Source organism: Gordonia sp. PS3 (genome assembly GCF_041950545.1).
GTDB lineage: Bacteria > Actinomycetota > Actinomycetes > Mycobacteriales > Mycobacteriaceae > Gordonia > Gordonia sihwensis.
The window spans coordinates 1,049,854-1,075,152 of sequence record NZ_CP169524.1; the positions used below are offsets into that span (position 1 = coordinate 1,049,854).

Annotated in this window: 22 protein-coding genes, 1 tRNA gene, 1 pseudogene and 1 riboswitch; of the genes and pseudogenes, 14 read left to right on the forward strand and 10 right to left on the reverse strand. The window is 69.4% G+C overall.

Annotated features, from left to right (window positions below; genetic code table 11):
- The first annotated feature begins 72 nt into the window (after positions 1–72).
- Genes ACE11G_RS04835 through nrfD form a run of 4 tightly spaced genes read left to right on the forward strand, consistent with a single transcriptional unit; the run spans position 73 to position 6,826 of the window.
- Entirely contained in the window at positions 73–1,494 is a 1,422-nt protein-coding gene (locus tag ACE11G_RS04835; RefSeq protein ID WP_006895794.1) for an amino acid permease, read from the forward strand.
- 60 nt (positions 1,495–1,554) lie between these two features.
- Complete coding sequence (fdnG, locus tag ACE11G_RS04840; protein ID WP_197462944.1) at positions 1,555–4,719, forward strand: formate dehydrogenase-N subunit alpha; 3,165 nt, start codon at positions 1,555–1,557, stop codon at positions 4,717–4,719.
- Positions 4,719–5,741 (forward strand): 4Fe-4S dicluster domain-containing protein, encoded by a 1,023-nt coding sequence (locus tag ACE11G_RS04845; protein WP_222111734.1) that lies wholly within the window; start codon positions 4,719–4,721, stop codon positions 5,739–5,741. Before fdnG ends, ACE11G_RS04845 begins: the two co-directional genes overlap by 1 nt.
- Positions 5,738–6,826: an NrfD/PsrC family molybdoenzyme membrane anchor subunit gene (gene nrfD / locus ACE11G_RS04850; RefSeq protein ID WP_222111735.1), complete on the forward strand. Its 1,089-nt coding sequence runs from the start codon at positions 5,738–5,740 to the stop codon at positions 6,824–6,826. The genes ACE11G_RS04845 and nrfD overlap by 4 nt, the downstream gene beginning before the upstream one ends.
- On the opposite strand, the gene selD is transcribed toward nrfD, so the two are convergent.
- Positions 6,813–7,802 carry a selenide, water dikinase SelD gene (selD, locus tag ACE11G_RS04855; RefSeq protein WP_222111736.1) on the reverse strand — a complete coding sequence of 330 codons (990 nt, stop codon included), beginning with the start codon at positions 7,800–7,802 and terminating at the stop codon, positions 6,813–6,815. The genes nrfD and selD overlap by 14 nt on opposite strands.
- Positions 7,803–7,834: 32 nt before the next feature.
- On the opposite strand from selD, the gene ACE11G_RS04860 reads away from it, so the two are divergent.
- The 3 genes from ACE11G_RS04860 (at position 7,835) to selB (ending at position 11,099) form a co-directional block, all read left to right on the forward strand.
- A tRNA-Sec gene (locus ACE11G_RS04860) sits at positions 7,835–7,930 on the forward strand.
- A gap of 29 nt (positions 7,931–7,959) precedes the next feature.
- Complete coding sequence (gene selA / locus ACE11G_RS04865; RefSeq protein WP_222111737.1) at positions 7,960–9,276, forward strand: L-seryl-tRNA(Sec) selenium transferase; 1,317 nt, start codon at positions 7,960–7,962, stop codon at positions 9,274–9,276.
- Positions 9,277–9,281: 5 nt separating this feature from the next.
- Positions 9,282–11,099 (forward strand): selenocysteine-specific translation elongation factor, encoded by a 1,818-nt coding sequence (gene selB, locus ACE11G_RS04870; protein ID WP_278124519.1) that lies wholly within the window; start codon positions 9,282–9,284, stop codon positions 11,097–11,099.
- Between the two features lie 93 nt (positions 11,100–11,192).
- Here selB and ACE11G_RS04875 read toward each other — a convergent pair whose 3' ends face one another.
- Positions 11,193–11,993, reverse strand: a complete 801-nt coding sequence (locus ACE11G_RS04875; protein ID WP_006895802.1) for an ABC transporter permease subunit — start codon at positions 11,991–11,993, stop codon at positions 11,193–11,195.
- On the reverse strand, positions 11,990–12,904 hold the full coding sequence (locus ACE11G_RS04880) for an ABC transporter ATP-binding protein (RefSeq protein ID WP_045538289.1): 915 nt from the start codon (positions 12,902–12,904) through the stop codon (positions 11,990–11,992). Before ACE11G_RS04880 ends, ACE11G_RS04875 begins: the two co-directional genes overlap by 4 nt.
- Positions 12,905–12,980: 76 nt before the next feature.
- Between ACE11G_RS04880 and ACE11G_RS04885 the strand changes: the two are divergent.
- The 3 genes and pseudogenes from ACE11G_RS04885 (at position 12,981) to ACE11G_RS04895 (ending at position 15,329) form a co-directional block, all read left to right on the forward strand.
- A pseudogene (locus ACE11G_RS04885) lies at positions 12,981–14,196 on the forward strand (sensor histidine kinase).
- Positions 14,193–14,846, forward strand: a complete 654-nt coding sequence (locus ACE11G_RS04890; protein WP_039867204.1) for a response regulator transcription factor — start codon at positions 14,193–14,195, stop codon at positions 14,844–14,846. The pseudogene ACE11G_RS04885 and the gene ACE11G_RS04890 overlap by 4 nt, the downstream one beginning before the upstream one ends.
- Positions 14,847–14,870: 24 nt before the next feature.
- Complete coding sequence (locus ACE11G_RS04895; protein ID WP_062367766.1) at positions 14,871–15,329, forward strand: peroxiredoxin; 459 nt, start codon at positions 14,871–14,873, stop codon at positions 15,327–15,329.
- A gap of 13 nt (positions 15,330–15,342) precedes the next feature.
- Here ACE11G_RS04895 and ACE11G_RS04900 read toward each other — a convergent pair whose 3' ends face one another.
- Positions 15,343–15,735 carry a DoxX family protein gene (locus tag ACE11G_RS04900; RefSeq protein WP_372452519.1) on the reverse strand — a complete coding sequence of 131 codons (393 nt, stop codon included), beginning with the start codon at positions 15,733–15,735 and terminating at the stop codon, positions 15,343–15,345.
- A gap of 50 nt (positions 15,736–15,785) precedes the next feature.
- Here ACE11G_RS04900 and ACE11G_RS04905 point away from each other — a divergent pair, with 50 nt between their 5' ends.
- A complete protein-coding gene (locus tag ACE11G_RS04905) occupies positions 15,786–16,559 on the forward strand; it encodes an enoyl-CoA hydratase (protein WP_052692412.1) in 774 nt (257 codons plus the stop codon).
- Positions 16,560–16,572: 13 nt separating this feature from the next.
- On the opposite strand, the gene ACE11G_RS04910 is transcribed toward ACE11G_RS04905, so the two are convergent.
- A complete protein-coding gene (locus ACE11G_RS04910; RefSeq protein WP_045538293.1) occupies positions 16,573–17,133 on the reverse strand; it encodes a hypothetical protein in 561 nt (186 codons plus the stop codon).
- A gap of 111 nt (positions 17,134–17,244) precedes the next feature.
- Between ACE11G_RS04910 and ACE11G_RS04915 the strand changes: the two genes are divergently transcribed.
- From ACE11G_RS04915 to ACE11G_RS04925, 3 genes are all read left to right on the forward strand, one after another.
- Entirely contained in the window at positions 17,245–18,363 is a 1,119-nt protein-coding gene (locus ACE11G_RS04915) for a sensor histidine kinase (protein ID WP_375003866.1), read from the forward strand.
- The gene (locus ACE11G_RS04920) at positions 18,324–19,001 is read left to right on the forward strand and encodes a response regulator transcription factor (RefSeq protein WP_062367764.1); all 678 of its coding nucleotides are present in this window, start codon (positions 18,324–18,326) and stop codon (positions 18,999–19,001) included. Before ACE11G_RS04915 ends, ACE11G_RS04920 begins: the two co-directional genes overlap by 40 nt.
- Positions 19,002–19,097: 96 nt before the next feature.
- Positions 19,098–20,558, forward strand: a complete 1,461-nt coding sequence (locus ACE11G_RS04925) for a DUF222 domain-containing protein (RefSeq protein WP_375003868.1) — start codon at positions 19,098–19,100, stop codon at positions 20,556–20,558.
- A gap of 40 nt (positions 20,559–20,598) precedes the next feature.
- Here ACE11G_RS04925 and ACE11G_RS04930 read toward each other — a convergent pair whose 3' ends face one another.
- From ACE11G_RS04930 to ACE11G_RS04950, 5 genes are all read right to left on the reverse strand, one after another.
- Positions 20,599–20,913, reverse strand: a complete 315-nt coding sequence (locus ACE11G_RS04930) for a multidrug efflux SMR transporter (RefSeq protein ID WP_045538303.1) — start codon at positions 20,911–20,913, stop codon at positions 20,599–20,601.
- Positions 20,914–20,923: 10 nt separating this feature from the next.
- Positions 20,924–20,989: riboswitch (guanidine-III (ykkC-III) riboswitch) on the reverse strand.
- A gap of 98 nt (positions 20,990–21,087) precedes the next feature.
- On the reverse strand, positions 21,088–21,603 hold the full coding sequence (locus tag ACE11G_RS04935) for a MarR family transcriptional regulator (protein WP_006895814.1): 516 nt from the start codon (positions 21,601–21,603) through the stop codon (positions 21,088–21,090).
- Positions 21,604–21,640: 37 nt separating this feature from the next.
- On the reverse strand, positions 21,641–22,510 hold the full coding sequence (mmsB, locus tag ACE11G_RS04940; RefSeq protein ID WP_006895815.1) for a 3-hydroxyisobutyrate dehydrogenase: 870 nt from the start codon (positions 22,508–22,510) through the stop codon (positions 21,641–21,643).
- A complete protein-coding gene (locus tag ACE11G_RS04945) occupies positions 22,507–23,682 on the reverse strand; it encodes an acyl-CoA dehydrogenase family protein (RefSeq protein WP_006895816.1) in 1,176 nt (391 codons plus the stop codon). The genes mmsB and ACE11G_RS04945 overlap by 4 nt, the downstream gene beginning before the upstream one ends.
- A 42-nt stretch (positions 23,683–23,724) precedes the next feature.
- Positions 23,725–25,248, reverse strand: a complete 1,524-nt coding sequence (locus tag ACE11G_RS04950; protein WP_006895817.1) for a CoA-acylating methylmalonate-semialdehyde dehydrogenase — start codon at positions 25,246–25,248, stop codon at positions 23,725–23,727.
- Positions 25,249–25,299 lie beyond the last annotated feature (51 nt).

Sequence of the window (25,299 nt, forward strand, 5' to 3'; positions counted from 1 at the left end):
CGATTGTGACGAGGGTCAATGGACGTCGTAAATTGTCCCCCTGAACGGTGTGACGCTGGAAGGGGTGACCGAATGACGGTGGCGAGCGAAGAACGCGCTCCCGACGAGGGCTATCAGCGCGGACTGACCGCGAGTACGGTCCAGATGATCGCCATCGGCGGTGCCATCGGCACGGGCCTGTTCTACGGCTCGGGCGGAGCGATCGAGAAGGCCGGGCCGGCGCTGCTGCTCGCCTACGCGCTCGCGGGCCTCGCGATCTTCATCGTGATGCGCGCACTCGGCGAACTGCTGATCTACCGGCCGGTGTCCGGCGGCATCAGCGAGTACGCCGACGAATTCCTCGGGCGGTTCGCCGGCTTCAGCCAGGGCTGGACGTACTGGGCGGTGTGGACCACCACCTGCATGGCCGAGATCACCGTGGCGGGTAAGTACGTCAACTACTGGTGGCCGGCGATCCCCGGCTGGGTGACCGCGCTGACGGTTCTCGTCATCCTGTTCGGCGCGAACCTGATCTCGGTCGGCCTGTTCGGCCGTGCCGAGTTCTGGTTCTCGGCGATCAAGGTGACGGCGATCCTCGGCATGATCATCGTCGGCATCGGAGTCCTGTTGCCGATCGCCGGCTTCGGTCCGGCCGAGGGCCCCTCGGTGACCAACCTCTGGAACGACGGCGGGTTCTTCGCCACCGGTTTCACCAATGCGCTGCTGAGCCTGCAGATCGTCATGTTCGCCTACGTCGGTGTGGAACTGGTCGGCGTCACCGCGGGTGAGGCGGAGAACCCGAGGGTCACGCTGCGCAAGGCCATCAACTCGGTGCCCTTCCGCATCGGCATCTTCTACGTCGGTGCGATCCTGGTGATCCTGTCGGTCCGCGGATGGCGGAACTTCCACGCCGGAGAGAGCCCGTTCGTCGCGGTGTTCCAGTACATCGGCCTGCCCGGCGCGGCCGGTCTGGTCAACTTCATCCTGTTGACCGCGGCGCTCTCGTCCTGCAACTCCGGCATCTACTCCACCGGCCGCATGCTCCGTTCGCTGGCACAGCGCGGCGACGCGCCGCACGGTCTCGACCGCTTGTCGAGCCGGAAGGTGCCGGTGGCCGGAATCGTGCTCAGTGCCCTGGTGATGGTCCTCGGCGTGGTCGTGAACGCGATCGATCCCGATCACGCGTTCTCGTACATCACCTCGGTCTCGACCGTCGGGATCATCGTCGTGTGGTCCACCATCCTGATCTGCCAGATGCGGTTCCGGGCGAAGGTCAAGAGCGGGGAACTGCCCGAATCCGATTACCGGGTGCCCGGAGCGCCCTACACGACGTGGGCGGCACTGGCGTTCCTGGCGTTGGTCTTCGTTCTGCTGTTCTTCACCGAGGACGGACGGATCGCCCTGATCGTCGGCGCCGTCTGGTTCGCCTGCGTGGTGATCGGCTACGTGTTCTGGTCGCGGATGCCGCTGCGGGAAGAGCCCGTCGAGACCGAGAGCCGCGTCGAGCGACGATGACGGCCGATTTCCGGATCGATCCGGCCGGCCCGAGCGCGCCGACGCGATAGGGTTGGGGACGTGTCCAGGTTCAGTCCCCTCGAGTGGCCGGTGTTCCGGCAACTGCGGTCGGGTGACGTGCTGGGCCGAGGCCCCGCGGTGGAGTCGCCGCGCACCAAGGCGATGCAGTCACGCACCGCCACGGCGGACCGGATGGCGCAGAGCGTCTGCCCGTTCTGTGCGGTCGGGTGCGGTCAGCGGGTGTACGTCAAGGATGAGCGGGTCATCGCCATCGAGGGCGATCCGGATTCCCCGATCTCGCGCGGGCGACTCTGTCCGAAGGGGGCGTCGAGCGAGCAGTTGGTGAACAACCCGCTCCGGCAGACCACGGTCCGCTACCGCGCCCCGTACGCCACGCAGTGGCAGGACCTGGATCGGGACACCGCGATCGACATGATCGCCGACCGCTTCCTCGAAGCCCGTCGCAGGCACTGGCAGGACGTCGACGAGCACGGAAACCCCTTGCGCCGCACCATGGGTGTGGCCTCACTCGGCGGGGCGACGCTAGACAACGAAGAGAATTACCTGATCAAGAAGCTCTTCACCGCCGCAGGCGCGATTCAGATCGAGAATCAGGCGCGGATATGACACTCCGCCACGGTTCCCGGTCTGGGAGCCTCGTTCGGCCGCGGTGGTGCCACCCAGTTCTTGCAGGACATGGCCAATGCCGACTGCATCGTGCTCATGGGCGGCAACATGGCGGAAGCGCATCCCGTCGGATTCCAATGGGTCACTGAGGCGAAGGCGCGCGGTGCCCGCGTGATCCACGTCGATCCGCGTTTCACCCGCACGTCGGCGGTGGTCGACAAGCACATCTCGATCCGGGCGGGATCGGACATCGTGCTGCTGGGTGCGCTGATCAACTACATGATCACCCGCGAGCGCTACTTCCACGAGTACGTCGTCGCGTACACCAACGCGGCGACTCTGGTGAGCGAGGACTACCGGGACACCGACGACCTGGACGGTCTCTTCTCCGGCTTCGACGAGGAGTCCGGCACCTACGATCGCGCCACCTGGCAGTACACCGGCGGGCGGGACGAGACGCTGCAGGATCCGCGCACCGTGTTCCAGATCCTGAAGCGGCACTACTCCCGCTACACCCCGGAGATGGTGACGCAGATGTGCGGCATCGCCGAAGCGGAGTTCGAGTACCTCGCACGGTCGCTGGCCGACAACTCGGGTCCCGAACGCACCGGATGCTTCGGCTACGCGACCGGGTGGACTCAGCACACGATGGGTGCCCAGGTGATCCGCACGGCTGCCATTCTGCAGTTGCTTCTCGGCAACGTCGGACGTCCCGGTGGCGGAATCATGGCGTTGCGCGGTCACGCGAGCATCCAGGGCTCCACGGACATTCCGACGCTGTTCGATCTGCTTCCCGGCTACCTGCCGATGCCGTCCGCGGGCAAGCACAATACGTTCGACGACTACCTCGCGACGGTGCGGCCGGCGTCCGGCAAGGGATTCTGGGCGTATGCCGAGGACTACGCGGTGAGTCTGCTCAAGGCGTGGTGGGGTGAGGCGGCGACCGCCGAGAACGACTGGTGCTTCGACTATCTGCCGCGGCTCACCGGACCGGCGGGCACATACCAGACCGTGGTGGAGATGCTGGAGGGCAATGTCGACGGTTACTTCATCGTCGGTCAGAACCCCGCCGTCGGATCGGCCAACAGCCGTCAACAGCGGATGGCGATGTCCAAGCTCAAGTGGCTGGTGGTGCGTGATCTGAACATGATCGAGAGCGCCACCTGGTGGAAGGAGGGGCCCGAGATCGACTCGGGTGAGCTGAAGACCGAGGGCATCGCCACCGAGGTCTTCTTCCTGCCGGCCGCCACCCACGTCGAGAAGGCCGGCTCGTTCACTCAGACGCAGCGCATGGTGCAGTGGCGCCACCAGGCGGTGGCCCCACCCGGCGACGCGCAGAGCGAACTCGACTTCTATTACGAACTCGGCAGGCGCATCCGGGAACGCGTGGCCGACTCGACCGACCCGCGCGACCGTCCCCTCCAGGATCTGACCTGGGACTACCGCCGCAACGAACACGGTGACGTGGACCCGGAGGCGGTGCTCGCCGAGATCAACGGCCGTCATCTGACGGGGCCGAACGCCGGCGAACCGATCGACTCCTACACGGAGTTGCGTTCCGACGGCTCCACGATCTCCGGGTGCTGGATCTACGCGGGCGTCTACGCCGGCGGGGTCAACAGGGCCGCGCGGCGCACGCCCGGCGGCGGTGGCGGTGTGACGCAGTCCGACTGGGGCTGGGTGTGGCCGTCCGACCGCCGCATCCTCTACAACCGGGCGTCGGCCGACCCGCAGGGCCGGCCGTGGAGCGAACGTAAGAAGTACGTCTGGTGGGACGCCGACGCCGGACGGTGGACCGGATCGGACGTTCCGGACTTCCCGATCGACCGCGCGCCTGGGACGGTGCCGCCGGAGGGTGCGATCGGTGCCGACGCCATCGGCGGCGACGACGCGTTCATCATGCAGGCGGACGGGAAGGGCTGGCTGTTCGCGCCGAACGGTCTGGTCGACGGTCCGATGCCGACGCACTACGAGTCGCAGGAGTCGCCGGTCCGCAACGCCCTGTATCCGCAGCAGCAGTCGCCGGCCAGGGTGATGCTCCCCCGCGAGGACAATCTCGACGCGCCGAGTGCCGGCGACCCGGGCGCCGGCGTCTACCCGTACGTCTTCACGACGTACCGGCTCACCGAGCACCACACGGCGGGCGGCATGAGTCGATGGTCGCCGTACCTCTCCGAACTCCAGCCGGAGATGTTCTGCGAGGTCTCTCCGGAACTGGCCGCCGAATGCGGGCTGACCGCGCAGGGATGGGCGACGATCGTCTCGCCGCGCGGTGTGATCGAGGCCCGGGTGCTGGTCACCGACCGGATGCGGCCGCTGGAGATCAACGGCCGCGTGGTGCACCAGGTGGGTCTGCCGTATCACTGGGGTGTGGGCAACGACGCGGTGGTCAGCGGTGACGCCGCCAACGACCTCGTCGGTGTCACGATGGATCCGAACGTCTTCATTCAGGAGTCGAAGGTGGGTTCGTGTGCGGTCATCGCGGGGCGTCGTCCGCGCGGTGCCGCCGCCGATGCGCTGGTGCGCGACTACCAGCGACGGTCCGGGGTCACCGTCGAGACGGACAACAGCCGTCTCACACCGCGAGAGGAGCAGTGATGGGCCAGCTGACCGGACCGACCGATCCGAGCGCCGATGCGCACTGGCATCCTCACGAGGACCGGCGCGGCTTCTTCACCGACACCTCGATCTGCATCGGCTGCAAAGCCTGCGAGGTGGCGTGCAAGGAGTGGAACGGCAACCCGAGAGACGGCGACCTCGAGTTCACCGGAATGTCGTACGACAACTCCGTGTCTCTCGGTGCCAGCACGTGGCGGCATGTCGCCTTCGTCGAGCAGGACGCGGACCGCATCGCCACGGCACGAGCCTCGGGCGCTGGGCTGGCGGACCTGGGTATGCCGCAGGTCCGCGGTGCCGACCCCCTCGACCCGCCGGCGCCGAGTTCGCCGTCACCGGACACGACGCCGCCGGACACGCCGGAATTCCGATGGCTGATGTCCTCAGACGTCTGCAAGCACTGCACGCACGCCGGTTGCCTCGACGTGTGCCCCACCGGCGCGATGATGCGGACGGAGTTCGGCACCGTGGTGGTGCAGGCCGACATCTGCAACGGCTGCGGCACCTGCGTGGCCGGCTGCCCCTTCGGGGTGGTGGAGCGCCGCAGCGACGGCACGGTGGCGCCGACCGTCCGCGAGGGCGACCGCAAGGGTGAGCAGCCCGAGATCCCGAATCGGGGCGTCGCACAGAAGTGCACGCTGTGCTACGACCGCCTGCGAGACGACCAGACGCCCGCCTGTGCACAGACGTGCCCCACCACGTCGATCTCCTTCGGCCGGCGCACGGACATGGTGGAGCGGGCGCACGAGCGAGTGGCGCAACTGCACGCCGAGGGCATGACCGAGGCGCGGCTGTACGGCGCCAACGAGGACGACGGCGTCGGCGGCACCGGGTCGGTGTTCCTGCTGCTCGACGAGCCGGAGGTGTACGGACTGCCGCCCGATCCCCGCGTGTGCACCGCCGATCTGCCCCGGATGTACCGGCGCGCCGGTGCGGCGGTGGCCGGGATGGTGGGCGCCGCCGTGCTGTCGTTCCTCGGCTCGCGAAGGGACCGGCGAGCGTGACGAGTTCCGAATACGGCCAGTTCCGTCCGCCGCGTCCGCAGCGGGGGAGGCGTCGCGGGGGCGGCGGTCGCCGCGGCGACGAGTTGATGGTGCCGCAGGCGCAGGTGGAGCATCTCGATGAGAACGGCTACTACGGGCACCCCGTCGTCAAGGCGCCGCCCTGGGAGACGCCCGTCGGTGCGTATCTGGTGCTCGGCGGGATCGCCGGCGGCTCCGGACTGCTCGCCGCGGGTGCTCAGCTCACCGGACGGAAGGTGTTGCGCCGCAATGCGCGACTGGCGGGGCTCGGCGCCGCGGGGGCCGGAGCTCTGGCGCTCGTCGCCGATCTAGGCCGGCCGGAGCGGTTCCTGCACATGATGAGGACCTTCAAGGTCACCTCGCCGATGAGCGTCGGCTCATGGATTCTGATGGGGTACAGCGGGATGATCGGGGTGGCCGCCGCGTCGGAGGTCGACGCTCTGACGGGTGATCGGCTGCCGCTCGGCCGGCTCCGACCGCTGCTCCGGGCACTCGAGGGCCCGGCGGGACTGGGGGCGGCCGCGATGGGTGCCCCGCTGGCCGCGTACACCGCGGTCCTGCTCGGCGACACCGCGATGCCGACGTGGAATGCGATGCACCGGGATCTTCCCTTCGTGTTCGTCAGTTCCGCGAGCTTGGCCGCGGGCGGTCTCGCACTGATCACCACGCCCGCAGCGGAAGCGGGACCGGCCCGCAATCTGGCCGTTCTCGGTGTGATCGGCGACGTCGCGGCGACGCGGCTGATGGAGCAGCGGATGGACCCGGTGGCCGCCGAACCCCTCCACCACGGCGGGCCGGGGAAGCTGATGCGCTGGGCCGAGCGGCTCGCGGTGGCCGGCGGCGTGGGCGCGCTGATCGCGGGCGGTCGGCAGGGCCGGGGCCGGCGGGCGCTGGCAGCGGCGGCCGGTGGAGCGCTGGTCGCGGCGTCCACGTGCACGCGGTTCGGCGTCTTTCATGCGGGCCTGGAGTCGGCGCGCGATCCGCGCTACACGATCGAACCGCAGAAGCGCAGGCTCGCGGCCCGCCGTGCGGCGGGGGTGACGGGAGACTCGATCACCGGACTGTGATGCCCGGCGCTCCGCCGGCCACGGTGTGCCCGATCACCGGATGGCCGGGCACTTCACCGACCACCAGCAGACCGCCGGAGGTCTGGGCGTCGGCCAACAGCAGCAGATCGTCTTCGCTCACCCCGGCGCCCGCGCCGAGGTGCGGGCGCACCCAGTCCAGGTTGCGTCGCGTCCCGCCGGAGACGTAGCCGTCGCGGAGGGCTTCGAGAGCGCCGTCGAGTACCGGCACCGCCGAGGCCTCCACCACGGCGCTCACGCCGGACGCGCGGCACATCTTGTAGAGGTGGCCCAGCAGACCGAAGCCCGTGACGTCGGTGGCGGCCTGGACGCCGTTCGCCACGGCGGCGTCGGCCGCGTCGCGGTTGAGTGCGGTCATCGACGCGATCGCGTTGGGAAACACCTCGCCGGTCCGCTTGTGCCGATTGTTCAGCAAGCCGACGCCGAGGGGTTTGGTCAGCGTGAGGGGGAGCCCCGGCTCGGCGGCGTCGTTGCGCAGGAGACGGTCGGGGTCGGCGACGCCGGTGACCGCCATGCCGTACTTGGGCTCGGGGTCGTCGATGGTGTGACCGCCGATCACCGGGCATCCGGCCTGGGCGCCGACGTCGAGCCCGCCGCGCAGCACCTCCGTCAGCAGTTCCATCGGCAGCACCTCGCGAGGCCAGCCGACTAGGTTGACGGCCACCACCGGCCGCCCGCCCATCGCGTAGACGTCCGACAGGGCGTTGGCCGCGGCGATCGCGCCCCAGTCGTAGGCGGAGTCGACGACGGGAGTGAAGAAGTCGGCGGTGGACAGCACCGCCAGACCGTCGGCGACGCGGACCGCGGCGGCGTCGTCGCCGTCGTCGAGACCCACCAGCACATCGGGAGATCGCTGTCCGACGAGGCCGCGCACCGCGTCCTCCAACTCGCCCGCCGGGATCTTGCAGGCGCACCCTCCGCCGTGGGCGTAGTCGGTCAGTCGCTTAACCTGAGTCACACGGCCGAGCGTAGACGGCTATGTTGGTCTGCGGAGGCGTCTGGGTTCCTGGTGGGCCCCCCGGTCTTCAAAACCGGTGAGGTCGAGTATCTCGGTCTGGCGGGTTCGATTCCCGTCCGTCTCCGCCAACTCTCTCGTCGAGTGACCAGGAGACTGAGTGAATCAGGTTGCGCCGCAGCACGACCCGCGCAGATTGATTCCGCGCACGGATGCTCTGCTGGCGTTGCCGGAGGTAGCGGCGGCTCGTCGGCGCCTGTCGGCGGACACAGTCGTCGAGCGTGTCCGCGCGATACAGGAGAGGGCACGCCGAGGTGAGTTGCCGCCGCAGAAAGTGGCTGCCGCGGTGATCGCCGACCTCACCCGAGCGCGGGCTTCGGCGCAGACGCCGGTACTCAACGCCACCGGCGTCGTGGTCCACACCAATCTCGGGCGCGCCCCCCTCAGCCGGGCCGCGGTGTCGGCGATGGTCGATGCCGCCGGCTACGTCGATGTGGAACTGGACCTGGAATCGGGGGTCCGAGGCAAACGGGGCGCCCGGACCCGCTCCGCGTTGCTCGCCGCGTGCCCGGCGGCCGGTGACGCACTGGCGGTGAACAACGGCGCGGCGGCACTGGTGCTCGCGACCACGGCGCTGGCCGCCGGCCGTGAAGTCGTCGTCTCCCGCGGTGAACTGATCGAGATCGGAGCCGGGTTCCGGCTGCCCGACCTGATCGCGTCGACCGGGGCCCGGCTCCGCGAAGTCGGCACCACCAATCGCACGCATCTCTCCGACTACGCCGACGCGATCGGTCCGGACACCGGGTGTCTGCTCAAGGTTCACCCCAGCAACTTCACGGTGTCCGGATTCACCTCGGCCGCGCCGGTGAGCGAGCTGGCGCAGGTGGCGCGGGACCGGGGCGTGCCGCTCGTCGTGGACGTCGGCTCCGGACTGCTGGCGCCGGATCGGACATTGCCCGACGAACCGGATGCGGCGACGATGCTGAACGACGGTGCGGATCTGGTGACCGCGAGCGGCGACAAACTGCTCGGCGGGCCGCAGGCCGGCCTGGTCCTGGGGCGGGCAGATCTGGTGCAGCGGCTGTCGCGGCATCCGCTGGCGCGTGCGGTGCGAATCGACAAGCTGGCGCTGGCCGCGCTCGAAGCGACGGTCGCCGGACCCACCGCGCCGGTGGTCGAATACCTGCACGCCGATCCGGAGCGTCTGCGGGCGCGAGCGCAGGCGCTGGCGGCGGCCGTGGACGGGACCGTCGTCGAGCACGACGGCCGCGTGGGCGGCGGCGGTGCTCCGGGAGTTCCGCTGCCCGGCTACGCGGTCCGGCTGCCGGAGTCGATAGCCGCGCGGCTGCGGACCGGGACGCCGTCGGTGCTGCCGCGCGTGCACGACGGGTTCACACTGATCGACCTGCGCTGCGTTCCTGAGGCGGACGACTCGCGGCTCGCCGAGGCCGTCCGCGCCGCCATGCGGGCGGACTGACCCCAGTGTTCGTCGTCGCAACCGCGGGACACGTCGACCACGGCAAGTCGACTGTCGTGAAAGCGCTGACCGGGATGGAGCCGGACCGCTGGGAACTGGAGCGGCGGCGCGGTCTCACGATCGACCTGGGTTTCGTCTGGACCGTGCTCCCCTCGGGTCGGGAGGTGGGCTTCGTCGACGTGCCGGGCCACGAGCGGTTCCTGACGAACATGCTCGCCGGGCTGGGACCGGCCCCCGCCGTGTGCTTCGTGGTCGCCGCAGACGAGGGGTGGCGCGAACAGTCCTCAGATCACCGTGATGCGCTTGCCGCGCTCGGCGTCGACCGCGGACTGATCGTGGTGACCCGGACCGATCGGGCGTCGGCGGACCGGATCGCCGAGGTCACCGCGCAGGCGCGGCACGAATTGGCGAACACCGGACTCGCCGACGCCGAGGCGGTCGCCGTCTCGGCCCGTGACGGCACCGGGCTCGACGATCTGCGCGGCGCGCTGGACCGGATGCTCTCGGCACTGCCGCAGCCGCGGTCCGGACGAGTACGGCTGTGGGTCGATCGTGCATTCACCGTCACCGGCTCGGGCACCGTGGTCACCGGGACACTCGAGGCCGGGGCACTCGCTTCGGGCGAGCGTCTGGACCTGTTCGGCAGAGACGGTCGTCGTGAAGTGACCGTCCGCGGACTCCAGTCGCACGGCAGGCCGCTCGACGCCGCGCGGCCGGTGAGCCGTACCGCGGTGAACCTCCGCGGCGTCGCCCACGATGCGATTCACCGCGGCGACGCACTGCTCACTCCGGGCGCCTGGCCGGTGACGACTCTCGTCGACGTCTGCCGTGTGGGGCCGGGGATGGGCCCGCGGGAACTTCCGGAGTGGCTCACAGCGCACATCGGCACGGTGGCGGTGCCGGTGCGCGTGCGCCCGCTCGACGGCGACCACCTTCGCCTCACCCTGGCGAGGGGACTCCCGCTCCAGCGGGACGACCGCCTGGCGCTGCGCGATCCCGGCGCGGGACGGATCCTCGGCGGCGTGCGGGTACTGGACGTCGATCCGCCCGAACTCGTCCGGCGCGGCGACGCGCGGCGGCGGGCGGGAGCGCTCGCCGGTCTGGCACAGGACGCCGCCGCCCTCGCCGAGGTGCAGCGGCGGGGCGCGGTCCGACGTACCCGACTCGACGACCTCGGCCTGGAGACCGGGGTGGTGCCCGACGGGGTCGAGGCGGTGGGCGAGTGGTGGGTGACGACGCGGCTGATGCATCACTGGCAGATGCGACTGCGTAGCGCGGTCACGGAACTGCATGACCGCGACCCGTTGGCGGCGGGACTGTCGTACGGCGCGGCGCGGGATCTGCTCTCGTTACCCGACCCGGCGCTGCTCGGCGCTGTGGTCGACGGGGCCGGCGTGGCGGCCCGCGGCGGTCTGCTGTCGCTTCCGGAGCGCAGGTCCGATCTCGGCCCCGCCGAAGCGGGAGTCTGCGCACTCGAGAAGCGTCTCGCGGCCGATCCGTTCGCGGCTCCGGAGGCCGACGACCTGGCGGCTCTGGGGCTGGGCGTGCGCGAACTCGCCGCCGCCGACCGCGCCGGGAGGCTTCTCCGGCTCGGCGACGGGCTGGTATTGCTGCCCACCGCGCCGGCGCGGGCGATGCGCGAACTGGCCCGGCTGCCGCAGCCTTTCACCACCTCGCAGGCGCGGCAGGCACTGCGCACCTCGCGCCGTGTCGCGATCCCGCTGCTCGAGAACCTCGATGCGCGCGGCTGGACGCGGCGGATCGACGCCGGTCATCGCGAAGTCGTGCGCCCGTCCGGCCGACAGGCGGCGGAGACGGGGTGACAGCAGAAAGATGACTGGCGCACCCGGGGAGAGGTTTCGGGTGCGCCAGTCGGCATTGCGTTCAGCTCTTCCAGGTCAGGTGACCGCCTGAGGTCACTTGACCTCCGAACGCAAGATTCGGTAGATGCCCAGGGTGATGGGGATGCCGATCCAGATGGCGTGAGCCACCAGGAAGTGTGCCCATTCGGCTCCCGTCGGCCAGGAGTCGGACATCAGCGGGCCGGACGATGTGCTCGTGCTGATCCAGTCGCCCACATGGTGGTCGCGCAGCGCCGGAACCAGTTCCAGAACCAGGCCGATGGCGTTGGGCAGGACGAAGTAGGCGACGATCGCGGCCGGTGTGTTCAGGAACAGCGCGGCGAAACCGAAGCCGAGGAGCAGACCCGTGATCTGGAGGATCACCGCGCCGGTCAGCCCGGCGGCCGGGAACGACCACGAACCGTTCGGGTCGCCGTATGCGGCCCCGACGATCACATTGCCGATGGCGCCGACGATCAGGGCGAAGGCGACCGCGGCCAGTGCGGCGACGAGCGAGGCCACCAGCTTGGCGACCACGATCCGTTCACGTCGCGGTTCCATGGTGAAGGTGATCAGGGCGCCGCGCTGGCTCCACTCGGAGGTCACCAGCAGAATCGCCATCACCGGCAGCAGGAAGCCAGTCGGGGTGTTCATGATGCCGAAGAAGTCGGCGAAGCCGGCGCCGTCACCGTTGTCGGTGGAGTTGCCGGTGGTGATCAGCATGACCACCATGATCACGACCGAGATGAGACCCATCGACGCGATCAGCCAGAAGCCGGCGCGGGTGTCGACGAGCTTGCGCAGTTCGACGCGGATCAGGCGGCTGAGCGGGATCGGCTTGGCCGTCTGATCGACGGCCGCATACGTGGTGGTCATCGGAAGACTCCCTGGTTGACGGGCTGCTCACGCTGGGTCTGCTGCGTGAGCTGCAAGAACATCGCCTCCAAGCCGGTGTTGTCGCCCGGCCGCAGCTCCACGAGGTGGATCTGGGCGTCGAGCGCCACCCGGCCGACGACGGTCGGTTCGGCTTCCACGTGGAAGCCGCCGTCGGCAGCGGGGTGCGCGACCACCTGGGCCGCGGCCAACGCGCGCCCGAGCGCGGCGTCGTCGACGGCCTTGACTCGGGTGCCGGTGCCCGCGAGCAACTGCTCCTTGGTGCCCTGCGCCACGATGCGGCCCTGCCCGATGACGATGAGATCGTCGGCGATGATCTCGATCTCGTGGAGCAGGTGGCTCGACAGCAGGACGGTGCCGCCGCGGTCGGCGTAGTTGCGCAGCAGGGTGCGCATCCAGTGGATTCCCGCGGGATCGAGGCCGTTGACCGGCTCGTCGAGGATGAGTATCCGCGGATCGCCCAGCAGGGCGTTGGCGATGCCGAGCCGCTGGCGCATGCCGAGCGAGTAGTTGCGGACCCGGCGCCCCGCCTCCTGCGGCGTGAGGCTCACCAGGTTCAGGACCTCGTCGATGCGGCTGCGGTCGAGGCCCATGGTCATCGCGGACAGGCGCAGGATCTCGGCACCGGTCCGGCCTGCGTGCTGGGCGGATGCGTCGAGCAGGACTCCGACCTGAGTCGCCGGATTGTGGATGTCGCGGTACTCGACGCCGGCGATGGTCGCAGATCCGGCCGTGGCCGGAGTGAGTCCGGCGATGATCCGCATGGTGGTCGACTTGCCCGCGCCGTTGGGCCCGAGGAAGCCGGTGACACGGCCGGGCTTGCAAGCGAACGAGACGTCGTCGACGGCGACGTAGTCGCCATATCTCTTCGTGAGGTGCTCGACGGTGATCATGACTGACGATTCTGCTCTGAACCGGCGGCGGGCACATCAGTCCGCCGACTGATTCCGGGTCAGCCGAAAGTAGGGTATGACCCTGACCCGGCGCACTAGGGAGCACCGCGGGCGGCGGGATACGGTGACACACGTGCACCCCGACGACTATCAGCCACAGCTCACGTGGCGCAGCCATGCGTGGCGGCTCGCGGTGGTGCTCGCCGTCTCCGGACTGGTCTGGGGCACGCGGGCCGGCTACCAGTGGCAGTACGCGAGGTGGTGGTTCGCGGCTGATCTGCTCCTCGGCGTGCTGTCGTTGATCGCGGTGCACTGGCGTCGGAGGTATCCGGTCGCGGTGGCGATGGCGACCAACGTGGCTTCGACGGTGTCCGCGTCGGCGGCCGGACCGTCGATGCTGGCGCTGGTCTCGCTGTCGACCCGGCGACGGTGGCGGGAGATCGTTCCGGTCGCGGCGGTCGCGATGGTGTGTTCGCTGTTCTCGCAGCTGTGGCATCCACCCGACGAACCCGAGCCGACCGTCATCGACTACTTCGTCGTCGCGGTGATCCTGCTGCTCACGATCGCGTGGGGCCTGTACCTCGGATCGCGGCGTGAACTTCTCGCCTCGTGGCGGTCTCGGGCCAAACTGGCCGAGGCGGAACAGGAGGCCAGGGTCCGGCATGCGAGGGCCACCGAGCGCGGCCGGATCGCGCGAGATGCACGACGTGCTCGCTCACCGGATCTCCACCGTGCACATGTACGCCGGAGCGCTGGCATTTCGCGACGACCTGCCGGCCGATCAGGTCCGCGATGCGGCGCGGACCATCGAGCAGATGTCGGCGACGGCGCTGACCGAGTTGCGCGAGGTGCTCGGTGTGCTCCGCGACGATCCCGGTGACGCGTCGCCCGAGCAGCCTCAGCCCGGAGCAGCCGACATCCCCGAGCTCATCGACGAGAACCGCGGGCACGGAATGAATCTCGCCTTCGACTGCGACGCCGACCTGGCGGCGATCCCCGACGGGGTGGGGCGCACGCTCTACCGCTGTGTGCAGGAGGGTGTCACCAATGCGCGCAAGCACGCTCCGGCGACAGCGGTCGCGATCGGCCTCGACGGTGCACCCGACCGCGGTGTCGACCTGGTGGTGAGCAACCCGCTGCCCATCGGCGACCACAAGTCGAGAGTGCCGGAGTCCGGCTTCGGACTCGTCGGTCTCGCCGAGCGGGTGGAGCTTCGCGGCGGGCGGCAGTCGGCGCATCTGACGGCCGACGGCCGGTTCGTCCTGCGGGTGTGGCTACCGTGGCAGACATGACGTCTCGATTGATGATCGTCGACGACGATCCGCTGGTCCGGTCCGGGCTCCGGCTGCTGGTCGGCGGCGACCCCGGTCTGGAGGTGATCGCCGAGGCAGGAGACGGCCGAGAGGCACTGGCCCGGTACGCGGCCGATCCGGTCGATCTGCTGTTGATGGATCTGCGAATGCCGGTGATGGACGGTATCGACGCGACCGCCGCGTTCAAGGCGGCACCGAATCCGCCCGCCGTCATCGTGCTCACCACCTTCGACGCCGACGAGTACGTGGTCCGAGCGCTGGCCGTCGGCGCCGACGGGTTCCTGTTGAAGGACACGCCGCCGGCGGAGATCATCACGGCGATCGGACGGGTGCTGGCTGGGGAGCCGGCGCTGAGCCCGTCGGTCACTGCGGCGCTCATCAAGCAGGTCGTCGACGGCCGGGACGGAAATCGGGAGTCCACGGCCCGGGAGGCGGTGGACGCGCTGACCGGTCGTGAGCGAGAGGTGGCCGTCTGTCTGGCTCGGGGCGCGTCGAACGCCGAGATCGCCTCGGAGCTGTACATGTCGGTGGCGACGGTCAAGGCCCACATCTCCCGGATCTTCACCAAACTCGACGCCGCCAACCGGGTGCAGGTCGCGATCCGGATCCACGACGCCGGACTCACCTGAGCCGACGGAGTAGGGTCGGGGACCATGAACATCGGGGACACCGCACCGGATTTCGAGCTGCCCGACCAGAACGGTCGACGGCGACGGCTCTCCGAACTGCTGGCCGACGGGCCGGTCGCGCTGTTCTTCTATCCGGCGGCGTTCACCCCGGGCTGCACCAAGGAGGCGTGCCATTTCCGGGACCTCGCAGCGGAGTTCGCTGCCGCGGGAGTGCAGCGGATCGGGATCAGCCGGGATGACGTCGCGAAGCAGAAGAGCTGGACCGACGAGCACACCCTCGACTACCCGTTGCTGGCGGACGTCGACGGCGCCGTCGCCTCCGCATACGGTGTCCGGCGTGGATCGCTGCTGGTGAAGGTCGGCATGCCGACCAAGCGGGTCACGTTCGCAATCGGCTCCGACGGAGTCATCGCCGACGTGATCGCGTCGGAGATCAACATGAACGTGCACGCCGACCGCGTGCTCAAGGCCCTGGCGCGGTAGCCGATCAGGGCGGTTACCGGCGCTCGGCTCGGGGACCCGGGCGTTCGGCCGGGCGGGGACCTGTGGCGGCGAGCGCCGCGTAGAAGAGAAGCAACGACGACGCGGCGGCGAAGTTCAGCCGGAGGTCGCGGGCCCGGACGTGTGCTCCGACCGCGAGGCAGAAGTACACCGTCAGCATGACCGCCGTGAAGCGGGCCAGCATCGGGAACCTCGGGGCCGCGGCGAGTCCCGCCGCCGACGCGGCCTTGACCACCGGAAACACCCACCGTTGGTCCGCGGGATAGCCCACGTCGTCCAGACATCGCGCGACGTAGGGGATCGGGCCGAGGCAGATGATCGCATCGGCGGACTGGCCCGCGGCGGCGAGCCGATACACGAGGGGATCCCGGAGCAGATCGGTCGGCACGTTCATGTCAACCGATCGTACGGTCGGCGGGGATGGACGACAATGGTGAGATGACTGATTCCGCTGTGTCCTCGTCCGTCTCCGACGGCGTCGGTGTCCTCACCCTCGACGACCCCGACCGCCGAAACCCCTTGTCACTGGCCACCATGCGGGCTGCCACCGAAGTCCTGCGCACTTTCGGCGAGAACCCGGAGGTGCGGGTGATCGTGATCAAGGCGCACGGTCCGGCGTTCTCCGCCGGCCACGACCTGTCGGAGATGGTCGAGCGCACGGTCGACGACGAGCGGGAGATCTTCGCGGCCTGCACCGACCTGATGACGGCGGTCCACGACGTTCGCCAGCCGGTGATCGCCCAGGTCCAGGGAATGGCGCTCGCAGCGGGCTGCCAGTTGGTCGCCACCTGCGATCTCGCGGTGGCCGCCGACAGTGCACGGTTCTCCACGCCTGGCGTCCGCATCGGGCTCTTCTGTTCCACTCCGATGGTCGCGCTCAGCCGTGCCGTCGGGCGCAAGCGCGCCATGCACATGCTGCTGACCGGCGACATGGTCGATGCCGCGACCGCCGTCGAATGGGGCCTGGTCAACACCGCCGTGCCCGCCGCCGATCTGGAGAGCACCGTCGCGGAGCTGGCCGGGCGGATCGGCCGATTCAGCGGCGACACCCTCGCCATCGGTAAGCGGGCCTTCTACGACCAGATCGATCGCACCGAGCCGGAGGCGTACGCCGCGATGACCGAGGTGATGGCGACCAACGCCGTCACCTGTGATGCCCAGGAGGGTATCTCTGCGTTCCTGGGCAAGAGGGATCCGGTGTGGCGGTCGTAGACGGCGCCACCGTTCAGCCGGACGACGCTCCTCGCGCGGACCCCGCGTACCACACCGGGCCGGTGAGCAGCCAGATCGCGGTGATGACGCCGAGAGTCTTGAACAGACTGAACAATTCGTCGCGCTGGCCGGCGTCGGCGACCGTGAAACCGAGGACGAGCACCACCGCTCCGGCGATCGCGGCGGCGGCGAGCCACCGGCCGAACTCGGCCCACTCGTGCCGGAGCCGTACCGGTCCCCGCTTGGGCACCGGGACGGGTGCCGGGCCGTCGGCGTACCGGTGCGCGAACCTGACATCGGCCCACCGGATCAGCCGCGGTCCGAAGACGACGGTCACGCCCAAGTAGATCGGCGCCAGCCGGTGGGCCAACCCGACGTCGCCGCCGGAGTGGAGGTCGAGTGCCACGGCCGCGAGGAGCGCGACGTCGAGCCCCGGGACGGCCGCCAGTACCAGTGTCGAGAGGCGCTGCGCGCGGACCAGGTAGCGCAACGACAGTCCGCCGGCGACGAGTACCCAGAAGCCGACTTCACAGCCGGCGATGGTCAGCAGTACCGGGTCGGTCAGATCGTTCATGCGTTCAGCATCGGGCGGATCGCCCGAAGGCACATCCCTCATCCGGCTCGTCGGCGTCATCCCTTCGGCGGACCCGAAGCCCCGCGACGTGTGCTGTAGTGATGTCTGATGATGTCGATTCCCAGATTCTCGTCGACGACGGTGTCGGCTCTCGGCACACTGGTCGTCGGTCTGCTGCTGTGGGTCAGTGGGGCGTTCACGCTGATCCAGGGCTGGGGCGGGCATTCGGCTCCGGTCAAGATCGCGATCCTGGTGGCGGCGTTCGTCGTTCAACTCGCGGCGCCTCGCCGACCGTCGGCGGCGCTCGCGATCATGGTGGTTCTCATCGCGCTCGACCTTCCGTCGGGTGCGTCCCTTCCGCTCTGGATCTCCTTCACCGACGTCATCTTCGCGGTCATGACGGTCGGGTCCGCGCGGTTGCGCAGGTTCGTCGGTGTCGCCTGCTTCGCGGTGACGGTCGCGGGTGCGGTGGCTGTGGCGCTCGCGGCGGATCCGCGGGCCGGTGTGCTGGTGGGCCTGCTCGGAGTGGCCTTCCTCGTCTCGCCGCTGGGCTACGCGCAGTCGGTGCACGCCACCATCCGGGCGGCGCGGGCCGAACAGTCGGCCGCCGCAGCCGAGCACGCCGCGGCGCTGGCGGAGGAACGTCGCCGGGTGTCGCGGGAACTGCACGACACGGTGGCGGGCCACGTGTCGGCGATCGCGATCCTGGCCGAGGCCGCACGTGAGGCACCGGACCCGAAGCCGGTGATCGCCTCGATGCGCTCCAACAGCCTGGCGGCGCTGTCGGAGCTGCGGGAGATGATCGACGTGCTCGCCGCCGACGGCGATGACACTCCGACTGTCCGCTGGTCGTCACTCGCTCCGTTCGTGACGGCGGCGGAGGCGGTCGGCTCGGCCGTCGAGGTGCACGGCGACACCGAAGGTCTTCCGCTCGCGATCGAGACGGTGTTGACCCGGATCGCGGGTGAGGCGCTGGCGAACGCGACGCGCCACGAGCCGGGACAGCCCGTCGCGGTGCAACTGGTCTCAGCCGGAGACCTCGTCGAGATGACGGTCAGCAACGGTCTCACGGACGGACGTGCGATGGCGCGCGGCGAAGGCGACGGATCGGGAGGAAATGGGTTGCGCAACATGATGATTCGCGCCGAGAGCATCGGCGGGTCCGCGACCGCCGGTGTGGAGGGTCGACGATGGGTGGTCCGCGTGCGGGTGCCGGTGGTGCGGGCGTGAGCCGGACGCGAGTGGTCCTGGCCGACGATCACGCCGCGGTCCGAGAAGGCCTGCGGCTGGTGTTGGAGTCGTCGGGAGAGATCAGCGTGGTGGGCGAGGCGTCGAACGGTGCCGATGCCGTCGACGCGGCCGAGAGGCTGCGGCCGGACGTGGTGGTGATGGACGTCCGCATGCCGGGGACGGACGGAATCGCCGCCACCGCCGAAGTCATGGCGCGTACCGACGCGGCCGTCCTCGTCCTGACGACCTTCGACATCGACGAATACGTGCTCGGCTCACTGGCGGCCGGAGCGAGCGGGTTTCTGCTGAAGTCGGCGTCCGGCGCGGAACTCGTCGACGGTGTCCGACGTGTCGCGCAGGGCGACGCGGTGCTCGATCCCGCGGTGACCCGGGTGGTGGTGGACGCGATGCGATCACGTCCCGCCGAGCCCGCTCCGGATCTGAGTGACCTCACCGAGCGGGAGATCGAAGTCCTCGGCGGTCTCGGCGCCGGACTGTCGAATGCGCAGATCGCCCGCCGCCTGATGATCGGGGAGGCGACGGTGAAGACCCACGTCTCGCGGGTGCTGATGAAGCTGGGCGTGCAGTCGCGGGTGCAGGCCGCTGTGCTGGCGGCACGATCGGGCATCGAGTTGTGAGGCGGCGGCTTTGTCAGAGGGCGGCGGTATGATTCGAACATAGAAGCACAGCAGGAGTGTTCTCGGGCACTGTGCAGGTGGAGGGGGGTGGGTTCGATGGTCGCGTCAGAAGTGCTGCCGGACGATCCGGCCGCCCTCGCCCGCCTGTTGGAAGCTGCGGCGACCAAGTTCGCGTCCCTGCCACTGTCCGCGGTCCCAGAAGACACCCTGCTGGAAACCGTCGAGACATTGGAACGTACTCATCGTCGTCTCGACGGTGTGGACGCCGCGGTGTTGGTGGAGGTCTCCGACCGGGCCGTGTATCGCAAGGCGGGGTATTTGTCGGTGCATCAGTATTTGGCGCAGGGGTTGCGGCTCGGTGACGGTGCCGCCCGCCGCCGACGTGTCAGTGCCGCCGGGATCGGACGGTTCACCGACCTGCAAGGCCAGACCCGCGAACCGGTACTGCCGGCGACTGCTGTCGCGGTGGGCGAGGGTGCGATCGGTGCCGACCACGTCCGCGAGATCGACGCCGTCATGGACAAGATCCCCACCGCCATCGACGCCGGCACCCGCGCACGCGCCGAGGCGCAGCTGGCGTGGGTCGCCCGCGAGTTGAGTCCGGCCGGTGTCCGCACCGCCGGCATCCGACTGCTGGCGCACCTGGATCCGGACGGGACCGTCACCGACGAACGCGACCGCAAACGCCTGCGCGGGTTCGCTGTGCTGCCGCAGGATCTGCGGTTGATGAGCAAAGTCCGCGGGTATTTGACTCCGGCGTTGCGGGCGGAGATGGAGGCGGCGTTGCCGTCGTGGGCGGCGCCGGGGATGAACAATCCCGACGACCCGGATTCCCCGTCGGGGACCGTGGAGTCGGCGGACCCGGCCGCTCTGGCGGCCGCGGTGGAGCGTGATACTCGCACGCCGGGGCAGCGCACCCATGATGGTCTGCAGGCGCTGCTGCGCGCCTCCCGCACTGGTGTTGGGGGTGGTCGGCGGTCGGGTGATCTGGTCGTCACTGTCACCGACCACGAGTTGGCCGAGCGGGCGGGGGTGGCGTTGACCGCGACCGGGACTCGGGTGCCGGTGGCGGAGTTGATCGAGGTCGCCGCCGCCGCGACTCCGCACCTGGCCGTCTTCTCCGCCCACACCGGACAAGCCCTCTACCTCGGTCGGGGACGGCGGCTGGCGTCGCGGGCGCAGCGGTTGATGCTCTTCGCCCGCGACCGCGGCTGCACCGCCCCCGGCTGCGACGCCCCGTTCTCCCGGACGCAGGCCCATCATTTCCCGGACTGGGCCGACGGCGGGCCCACCGACATCGACCACCTCGGGGCGGCGTGCGGGCGTCACAATCGCTCCGTCGGCCCCCGCCGCGGGCAATGGCAGACGATGATCCTGATCGACGGTCCCCACGCCGGCCGCGTCGCCTGGCGACCCAGCGGCGGGAGAACGCGGCCCGGGTGGCGGATCAACCAAATCCACCACGCCGAACTGTTACCGGGCCACGAACCGCAGCCGCCGCCCGACCCCAGCGAATCTCGCATCGAGAACTACCTCGACACACTCCTGGCCGCCTGACCGGACACACCCGGCCGGGAGCACGGAAGTGCGGTGGCCGTCAGCTGACGAGCTTCAGCCCGATGACGCCTCCGACGATGGCGATGATGCACACGATCTTCGCGATGCTCGCGGTTTCGGTGCCGGTGATCATGCCGAAGACGACGGCTCCGGTGGCGCCGATCCCGACCCATATCGCATACGACGTTCCGGTCGGCAGTTCGCGCATCGCGTAGGCGAGGCCGCCCATGCTGATGACGAGTGCGACGAAGAAGACGATGGTGGGGATGAGGCGGTGAAGACCTTCCGACCGTCCCAGGGCGGTGGCCCACACCGCTTCGAAGACGCCGGAGAGGATCAGAACGAGCCAGTGCATGAGTGCTCCTCGTCCACCGTCTTGTCGCAGACCGGGTACGGCGGGCTCGTCCGGGCGCCCCGCCACGGGGCGTCGCCACGAAGGCTACCCACCCGGTCGCACGACGGCCAGACGCCGATGACGGATGGAGACCACGACCACACCGAACGGCGTCCCGTCCGAAAACGCGAGTGTCTAGAAATCTCCGTTGTCACGCCGAAGCGACCGGATCGACTCCACCAACTGACGCGCCTGGGCGCTGGTCATTCCGACATGGGAGAAGACGCCGTTGTTCAGCACTGCCGTCGCCTTTTCGACCAACTCCCGGCCGTCATCGGTGATCGACACGAGTGTGGTGCGGCCGTCGCTCGGGTGCGGTATCCGCTTCACCAGCCCGGCGTCGGCGAGGCGTGCGATCGCGTGGGTGGCCGAGGAGACGTGCACCTGAAGCCGGTCGCTCGCCTTGGAGATCGGCAGTTCGCCGTGCCGGGTGAAGGCCAGCAGCCGCAACAGCTCGAAACGGGAGAAGGTGAGGCCGAACGGTTTGAGCTCCTGCTCGACGCGCGCGAGCATGATCTGGTGCGCGCGCATCACCGACGTGACGGCCTCCATGCCGTCGGCGATGTCGCCGCCCCAGCCTGCGTCTTCCCAGTTGCGGCGGGCCAGGGCGATCGGGTCGCGCTCGTTCGACTCATGATCCACCCCGGCCACACCACTCCCATCGTCTACGGCTGCGCCGAGCTCGAGATCAGCGCAGGGTTTCGATTATCGCACTGAAGTCGAGATCGCTGTGCTCGGCGGCGAAGGCGTCGTACAGTTCGGCCGCGTGTGAGCCGAGCGGTGCGGTGGCGCCGGTGGTCGACACGGCGTCCATCGCCAGGTGCAGATCCTTGTTCATCAGCGCAGTGGCGAACCCCGGCCGGAAGTCGTTGGCTGACGGTGCCGTCTCGACCGGCCCGGGCACCGGGCAGTTGGCCGAGAGTGCCCAGCAGTTGCCGGTGGCACCGGTCACCACGTCGTAGAGTGCCTGATCCGAGAGCCCGAGCTTCTCCGCCAGAGTGAACGCCTCACCGACCACGATCTGCTGCACGGCCAGGATCATGTTGTTGCACAGCTTGGCGGCCTGGCCGTTGCCCGGTCCGCCGCACGGCACCACCTTGCCCGCCATCGGCGCCAGGATCGGCTGCGCCGCGGCCAGTGCCGCGTCGTCGCCACCGACCATGAAGGCCAGGGTTCCGGCCGCCGCTCCCTTGACCCCGCCGGAGACGGGGGCGTCGAGCTGCATCATGCCCGCGGCGACGGCGAGATCGTGTACGGCACGCGCGTCCTCGACCGAGATGGTGGAACTGTCGATGAACAGCTGACCCGGCGTCGCGTGCGGCAGCACGGTGTCATACACCGCCCGCACCGCTGCGCCGCTGGGAAGCATGGTGATGACGACGTCGGTTCCGGCGACGGCCTCCTCCGCCGACTTCGCTGCGCGGACACCGTCGGCGACGGCCGCTTCCAGCAGTTCGGGGACGAGGTCGAAGCCGACCACCTCGTGTCCGCCCTTGACCAGGTTGGCGGCCATCGGTCCGCCCATGTGACCGAGTCCGAGGAAAGCGATCGTGCTCATCGGTTGCCCTTTCCGGCGGTGACCCGCTGCGCCTCGGCGCGACCGATCACCATCCGCATGATTTCGTTGGTTCCTTCAAGAATGCGATTCACCCGCAGGTCGCGGACGATCTTCTCGATACCCGTCTCGTGCAGGTATCCGTAGCCGCCGTGCAACTGCAGCGCCTGATCGGCGACGGTGAAGCAGCTCTCGGTGACGAATCGTTTCGCCATCGCGCACAACTCGACCTTGTCGGGATCGTCGGCGTCGAGTGCCTCGGCCGCCCGCCACAGGAGCAGTCGGGAGGCCTCCAGGGAGGTCGCCATCTCGGCGAGCGTCGCCGAGATGGTGGGTTCGGCGATCAGCGGCTTGCCGAAGGCCTCACGCTCGGTGGCGTAGACGAGCGCCTTGTCGTACGCGGCTTGCGCACCGCCCATCGAGCACGCGGCGATGTTCAGCCGCCCGCCGTTCAGGCCGTTCATCGCGATCGAGAATCCCGTGCCCTCGCCGTCCGGGCCGCCGAGCATCGCATCGGCGGAGACCCGGACGTCGTCGAAGATCACCTGGGCCGTGGGCTGGTTGTGCCAGCCCATCTTGGCCTCGGGCGGACCGAAGGACAGCCCCGGCGTGCCCTTCTCGACGACGAACGTGGAGATTCCGCGGGGGCCGGCGTCACCGGTGCGCGCCATCACCACGTAGACGTCCGAGACACCGCCGCCGGAGATGAACTGCTTGCTGCCGCGAAGCACGTATTCGTCGCCCTCGCGGCGGGCCGACGTCGACAGCGCCGCGGCATCCGACCCCGCGCCGGGCTCGGTGAGGCAGTAGCTCGCGATGTGCTCCATCGACGCCATCTTCGGAACCCAGCGCTTGCGCTGCTCCGTGGTGCCGTAGGTGTCGACCATCCACGTGCACATGTTGTGGATCGACAGGAACGCCGCGGTCACCGGATCGGCCTTCGCCAGTTCCTCGAAGATCCGCACACCGTCGATCCTCCGCAGACCGGAGCCGCCGACGTCCTCCTTGGTGTAGATCGCGGCCATCCCGAGCGAACCCGCCTCGCGCATCTCATCGACCGGGAAGTGCTCGGTGGCATCCCATTCGAGAGAGTGCGGGGCGAGCCGCTTGCGGGCGAAGTCGCGGGCCGCTTCGACGACGATCCGATCGTCGTCGGGCAATTTCGGATAGGGCATGTCGTTACCTGATACGCCTGTTCTCTCGTTCCGCGACGGGCCTCAGTGCATGGTCGGGATGGAGAACTCGGCGCCCTCCTTGATGCCCGACGGCCAACGTGAGGTGACGGTCTTGGTCTTGGTGTAGAACATGATCGACGCGGGGCCGTGCTGGTTGAGATCGCCGAAGCCGGAGCGCTTCCAGCCGCCGAAGGTGTGGTACGCGACCGGCACCGGGATCGGCACGTTGATGCCGACCATGCCGACCTCGACGCGCGAGGTGAAGTCGCGCGCGGTGTCGCCGTCGCGGGTGAAGATGGCCACGCCGTTGCCGTACTCGTGCTCGGTGGGCAGCGCCAGCGCCTCCTCGTAATCGTGCGCGCGGACGATGGTGAGCACCGGGCCGAAGATCTCGTCAGTGTAGATCGACATGTCCTTGGTGACGTGGTCGAAGAGGGTGGGGCCGAGGTAGTAACCGCCTCCGAGATCGGTGCCGTTGAACGAGGCCTCGGTGGCGCCCTTGCCGCGACCGTCGACGACGAGTTCGGCACCCGCGGCGACGCCCTGCTCGATGTAGTCCACCACGCGATCACGTGCGGCGGCGGTGATCAGCGGACCGTAATCGGCCTTGGGGTCGTGGCTGTGACCGACGCGCAGCGCTTCGACCCGCTCGACGAGCTTGGCGCGCAGAGCGTCCGCGGTCGCGTCTCCGATCGGGACGGCCACCGAGATCGCCATGCAGCGCTCGCCGGCCGAGCCGTAGCCGGCGCCGATGAGGGCGTCGACGACCTGATCGAGGTCGGCGTCCGGGGCGATGATCATGTGGTTCTTGGCGCCGCCGAAGCACTGGCTGCGCTTGCCGTTGGCGGCGGCCGTCTCGTAGATGTACTGCGCGATGTCCGACGACCCGACGAAGCCGACGGCCTTGACGTCGGGGTTCACGAGCAGTGCGTCCACGGCGGTCTTGTCGCCGTGCACCACCTGGAACACACCGTCGGGCAGGCCGGCTTCGGTGAACAGCTCGGCGAGGCGGACCGGAACGGACGGGTCGCGCTCCGAGGGCTTCAGGATGAAGGCGTTGCCGCAGGCCAGGGCGGGGCCGGCCTTCCAGAGCGGGATCATGGCGGGGAAGTTGAACGGGGTGATGCCGGCGACCACGCCGAGCGGCTGCCGCATCGAGTAGACGTCGATGCCGGTGCCCGCGCCCTCGGTGTACTCGCCCTTGAGGAGGTGGGGGATGCCGACCGAGAACTCGATCACCTCGAGTCCGCGCTGCACGTCGCCGCGGGCGTCGGCGACGGTCTTGCCGTGCTCGCTCGAGAGCAGCTCGGCGAGCTCGTCCATGTTCTGGTTCACCAGCTCGATGAACTTCATCATCACGCGGGCGCGGCGCTGTGGGTTCATGGCGGCCCACGTCTTCTGGGCCTCTTTGGCGGTGGCGACGGCGGCGTCGACTTCGGCGGCGGTGGCCAGCGGCACCGTGGCCTGAACCTGACCCGTGCTGGGGTCGTAGACGTCGGCGGTCGCGCCAGTCGCGGCGACGTGTGCGCCGTTCAGGTAGTGATCGATGGTCCGCAGTGCAGTCATGCGCCGTCCTTCCAGAGGCATCCGTTCGTGACGTGAACCACGATATACTTG

What these genes read in the sequence shown, in the direction of transcription:
- ACE11G_RS04925 (WP_375003868.1), top strand. Translation starts at nt 19,098, where the DNA reads ATGGTCGCGTCAGAAGTGCTGCCGGACGATCCGGCCGCCCTCGCCCGC.
- ACE11G_RS04880 (WP_045538289.1), bottom strand. Translation starts at nt 12,904, where the DNA reads ATGATCACCGTCGAGCACCTCACGAAGAGATATGGCGACTACGTCGCC.
- ACE11G_RS04930 (WP_045538303.1), bottom strand. Translation starts at nt 20,913, where the DNA reads ATGCACTGGCTCGTTCTGATCCTCTCCGGCGTCTTCGAAGCGGTGTGG.
- ACE11G_RS04835 (WP_006895794.1), top strand. Translation starts at nt 73, where the DNA reads ATGACGGTGGCGAGCGAAGAACGCGCTCCCGACGAGGGCTATCAGCGC.
- ACE11G_RS04875 (WP_006895802.1), bottom strand. Translation starts at nt 11,993, where the DNA reads ATGACCACCACGTATGCGGCCGTCGATCAGACGGCCAAGCCGATCCCG.
- ACE11G_RS04895 (WP_062367766.1), top strand. Translation starts at nt 14,871, where the DNA reads ATGAACATCGGGGACACCGCACCGGATTTCGAGCTGCCCGACCAGAAC.
- ACE11G_RS04905 (WP_052692412.1), top strand. Translation starts at nt 15,786, where the DNA reads ATGACTGATTCCGCTGTGTCCTCGTCCGTCTCCGACGGCGTCGGTGTC.
- ACE11G_RS04920 (WP_062367764.1), top strand. Translation starts at nt 18,324, where the DNA reads ATGGGTGGTCCGCGTGCGGGTGCCGGTGGTGCGGGCGTGAGCCGGACG.
- ACE11G_RS04890 (WP_039867204.1), top strand. Translation starts at nt 14,193, where the DNA reads ATGACGTCTCGATTGATGATCGTCGACGACGATCCGCTGGTCCGGTCC.
- ACE11G_RS04950 (WP_006895817.1), bottom strand. Translation starts at nt 25,248, where the DNA reads ATGACTGCACTGCGGACCATCGATCACTACCTGAACGGCGCACACGTC.
- ACE11G_RS04845 (WP_222111734.1), top strand. Translation starts at nt 4,719, where the DNA reads ATGGGCCAGCTGACCGGACCGACCGATCCGAGCGCCGATGCGCACTGG.
- ACE11G_RS04910 (WP_045538293.1), bottom strand. Translation starts at nt 17,133, where the DNA reads ATGAACGATCTGACCGACCCGGTACTGCTGACCATCGCCGGCTGTGAA.
- ACE11G_RS04915 (WP_375003866.1), top strand. Translation starts at nt 17,245, where the DNA reads ATGTCGATTCCCAGATTCTCGTCGACGACGGTGTCGGCTCTCGGCACA.
- mmsB (WP_006895815.1), bottom strand. Translation starts at nt 22,510, where the DNA reads ATGAGCACGATCGCTTTCCTCGGACTCGGTCACATGGGCGGACCGATG.
- ACE11G_RS04945 (WP_006895816.1), bottom strand. Translation starts at nt 23,682, where the DNA reads ATGCCCTATCCGAAATTGCCCGACGACGATCGGATCGTCGTCGAAGCG.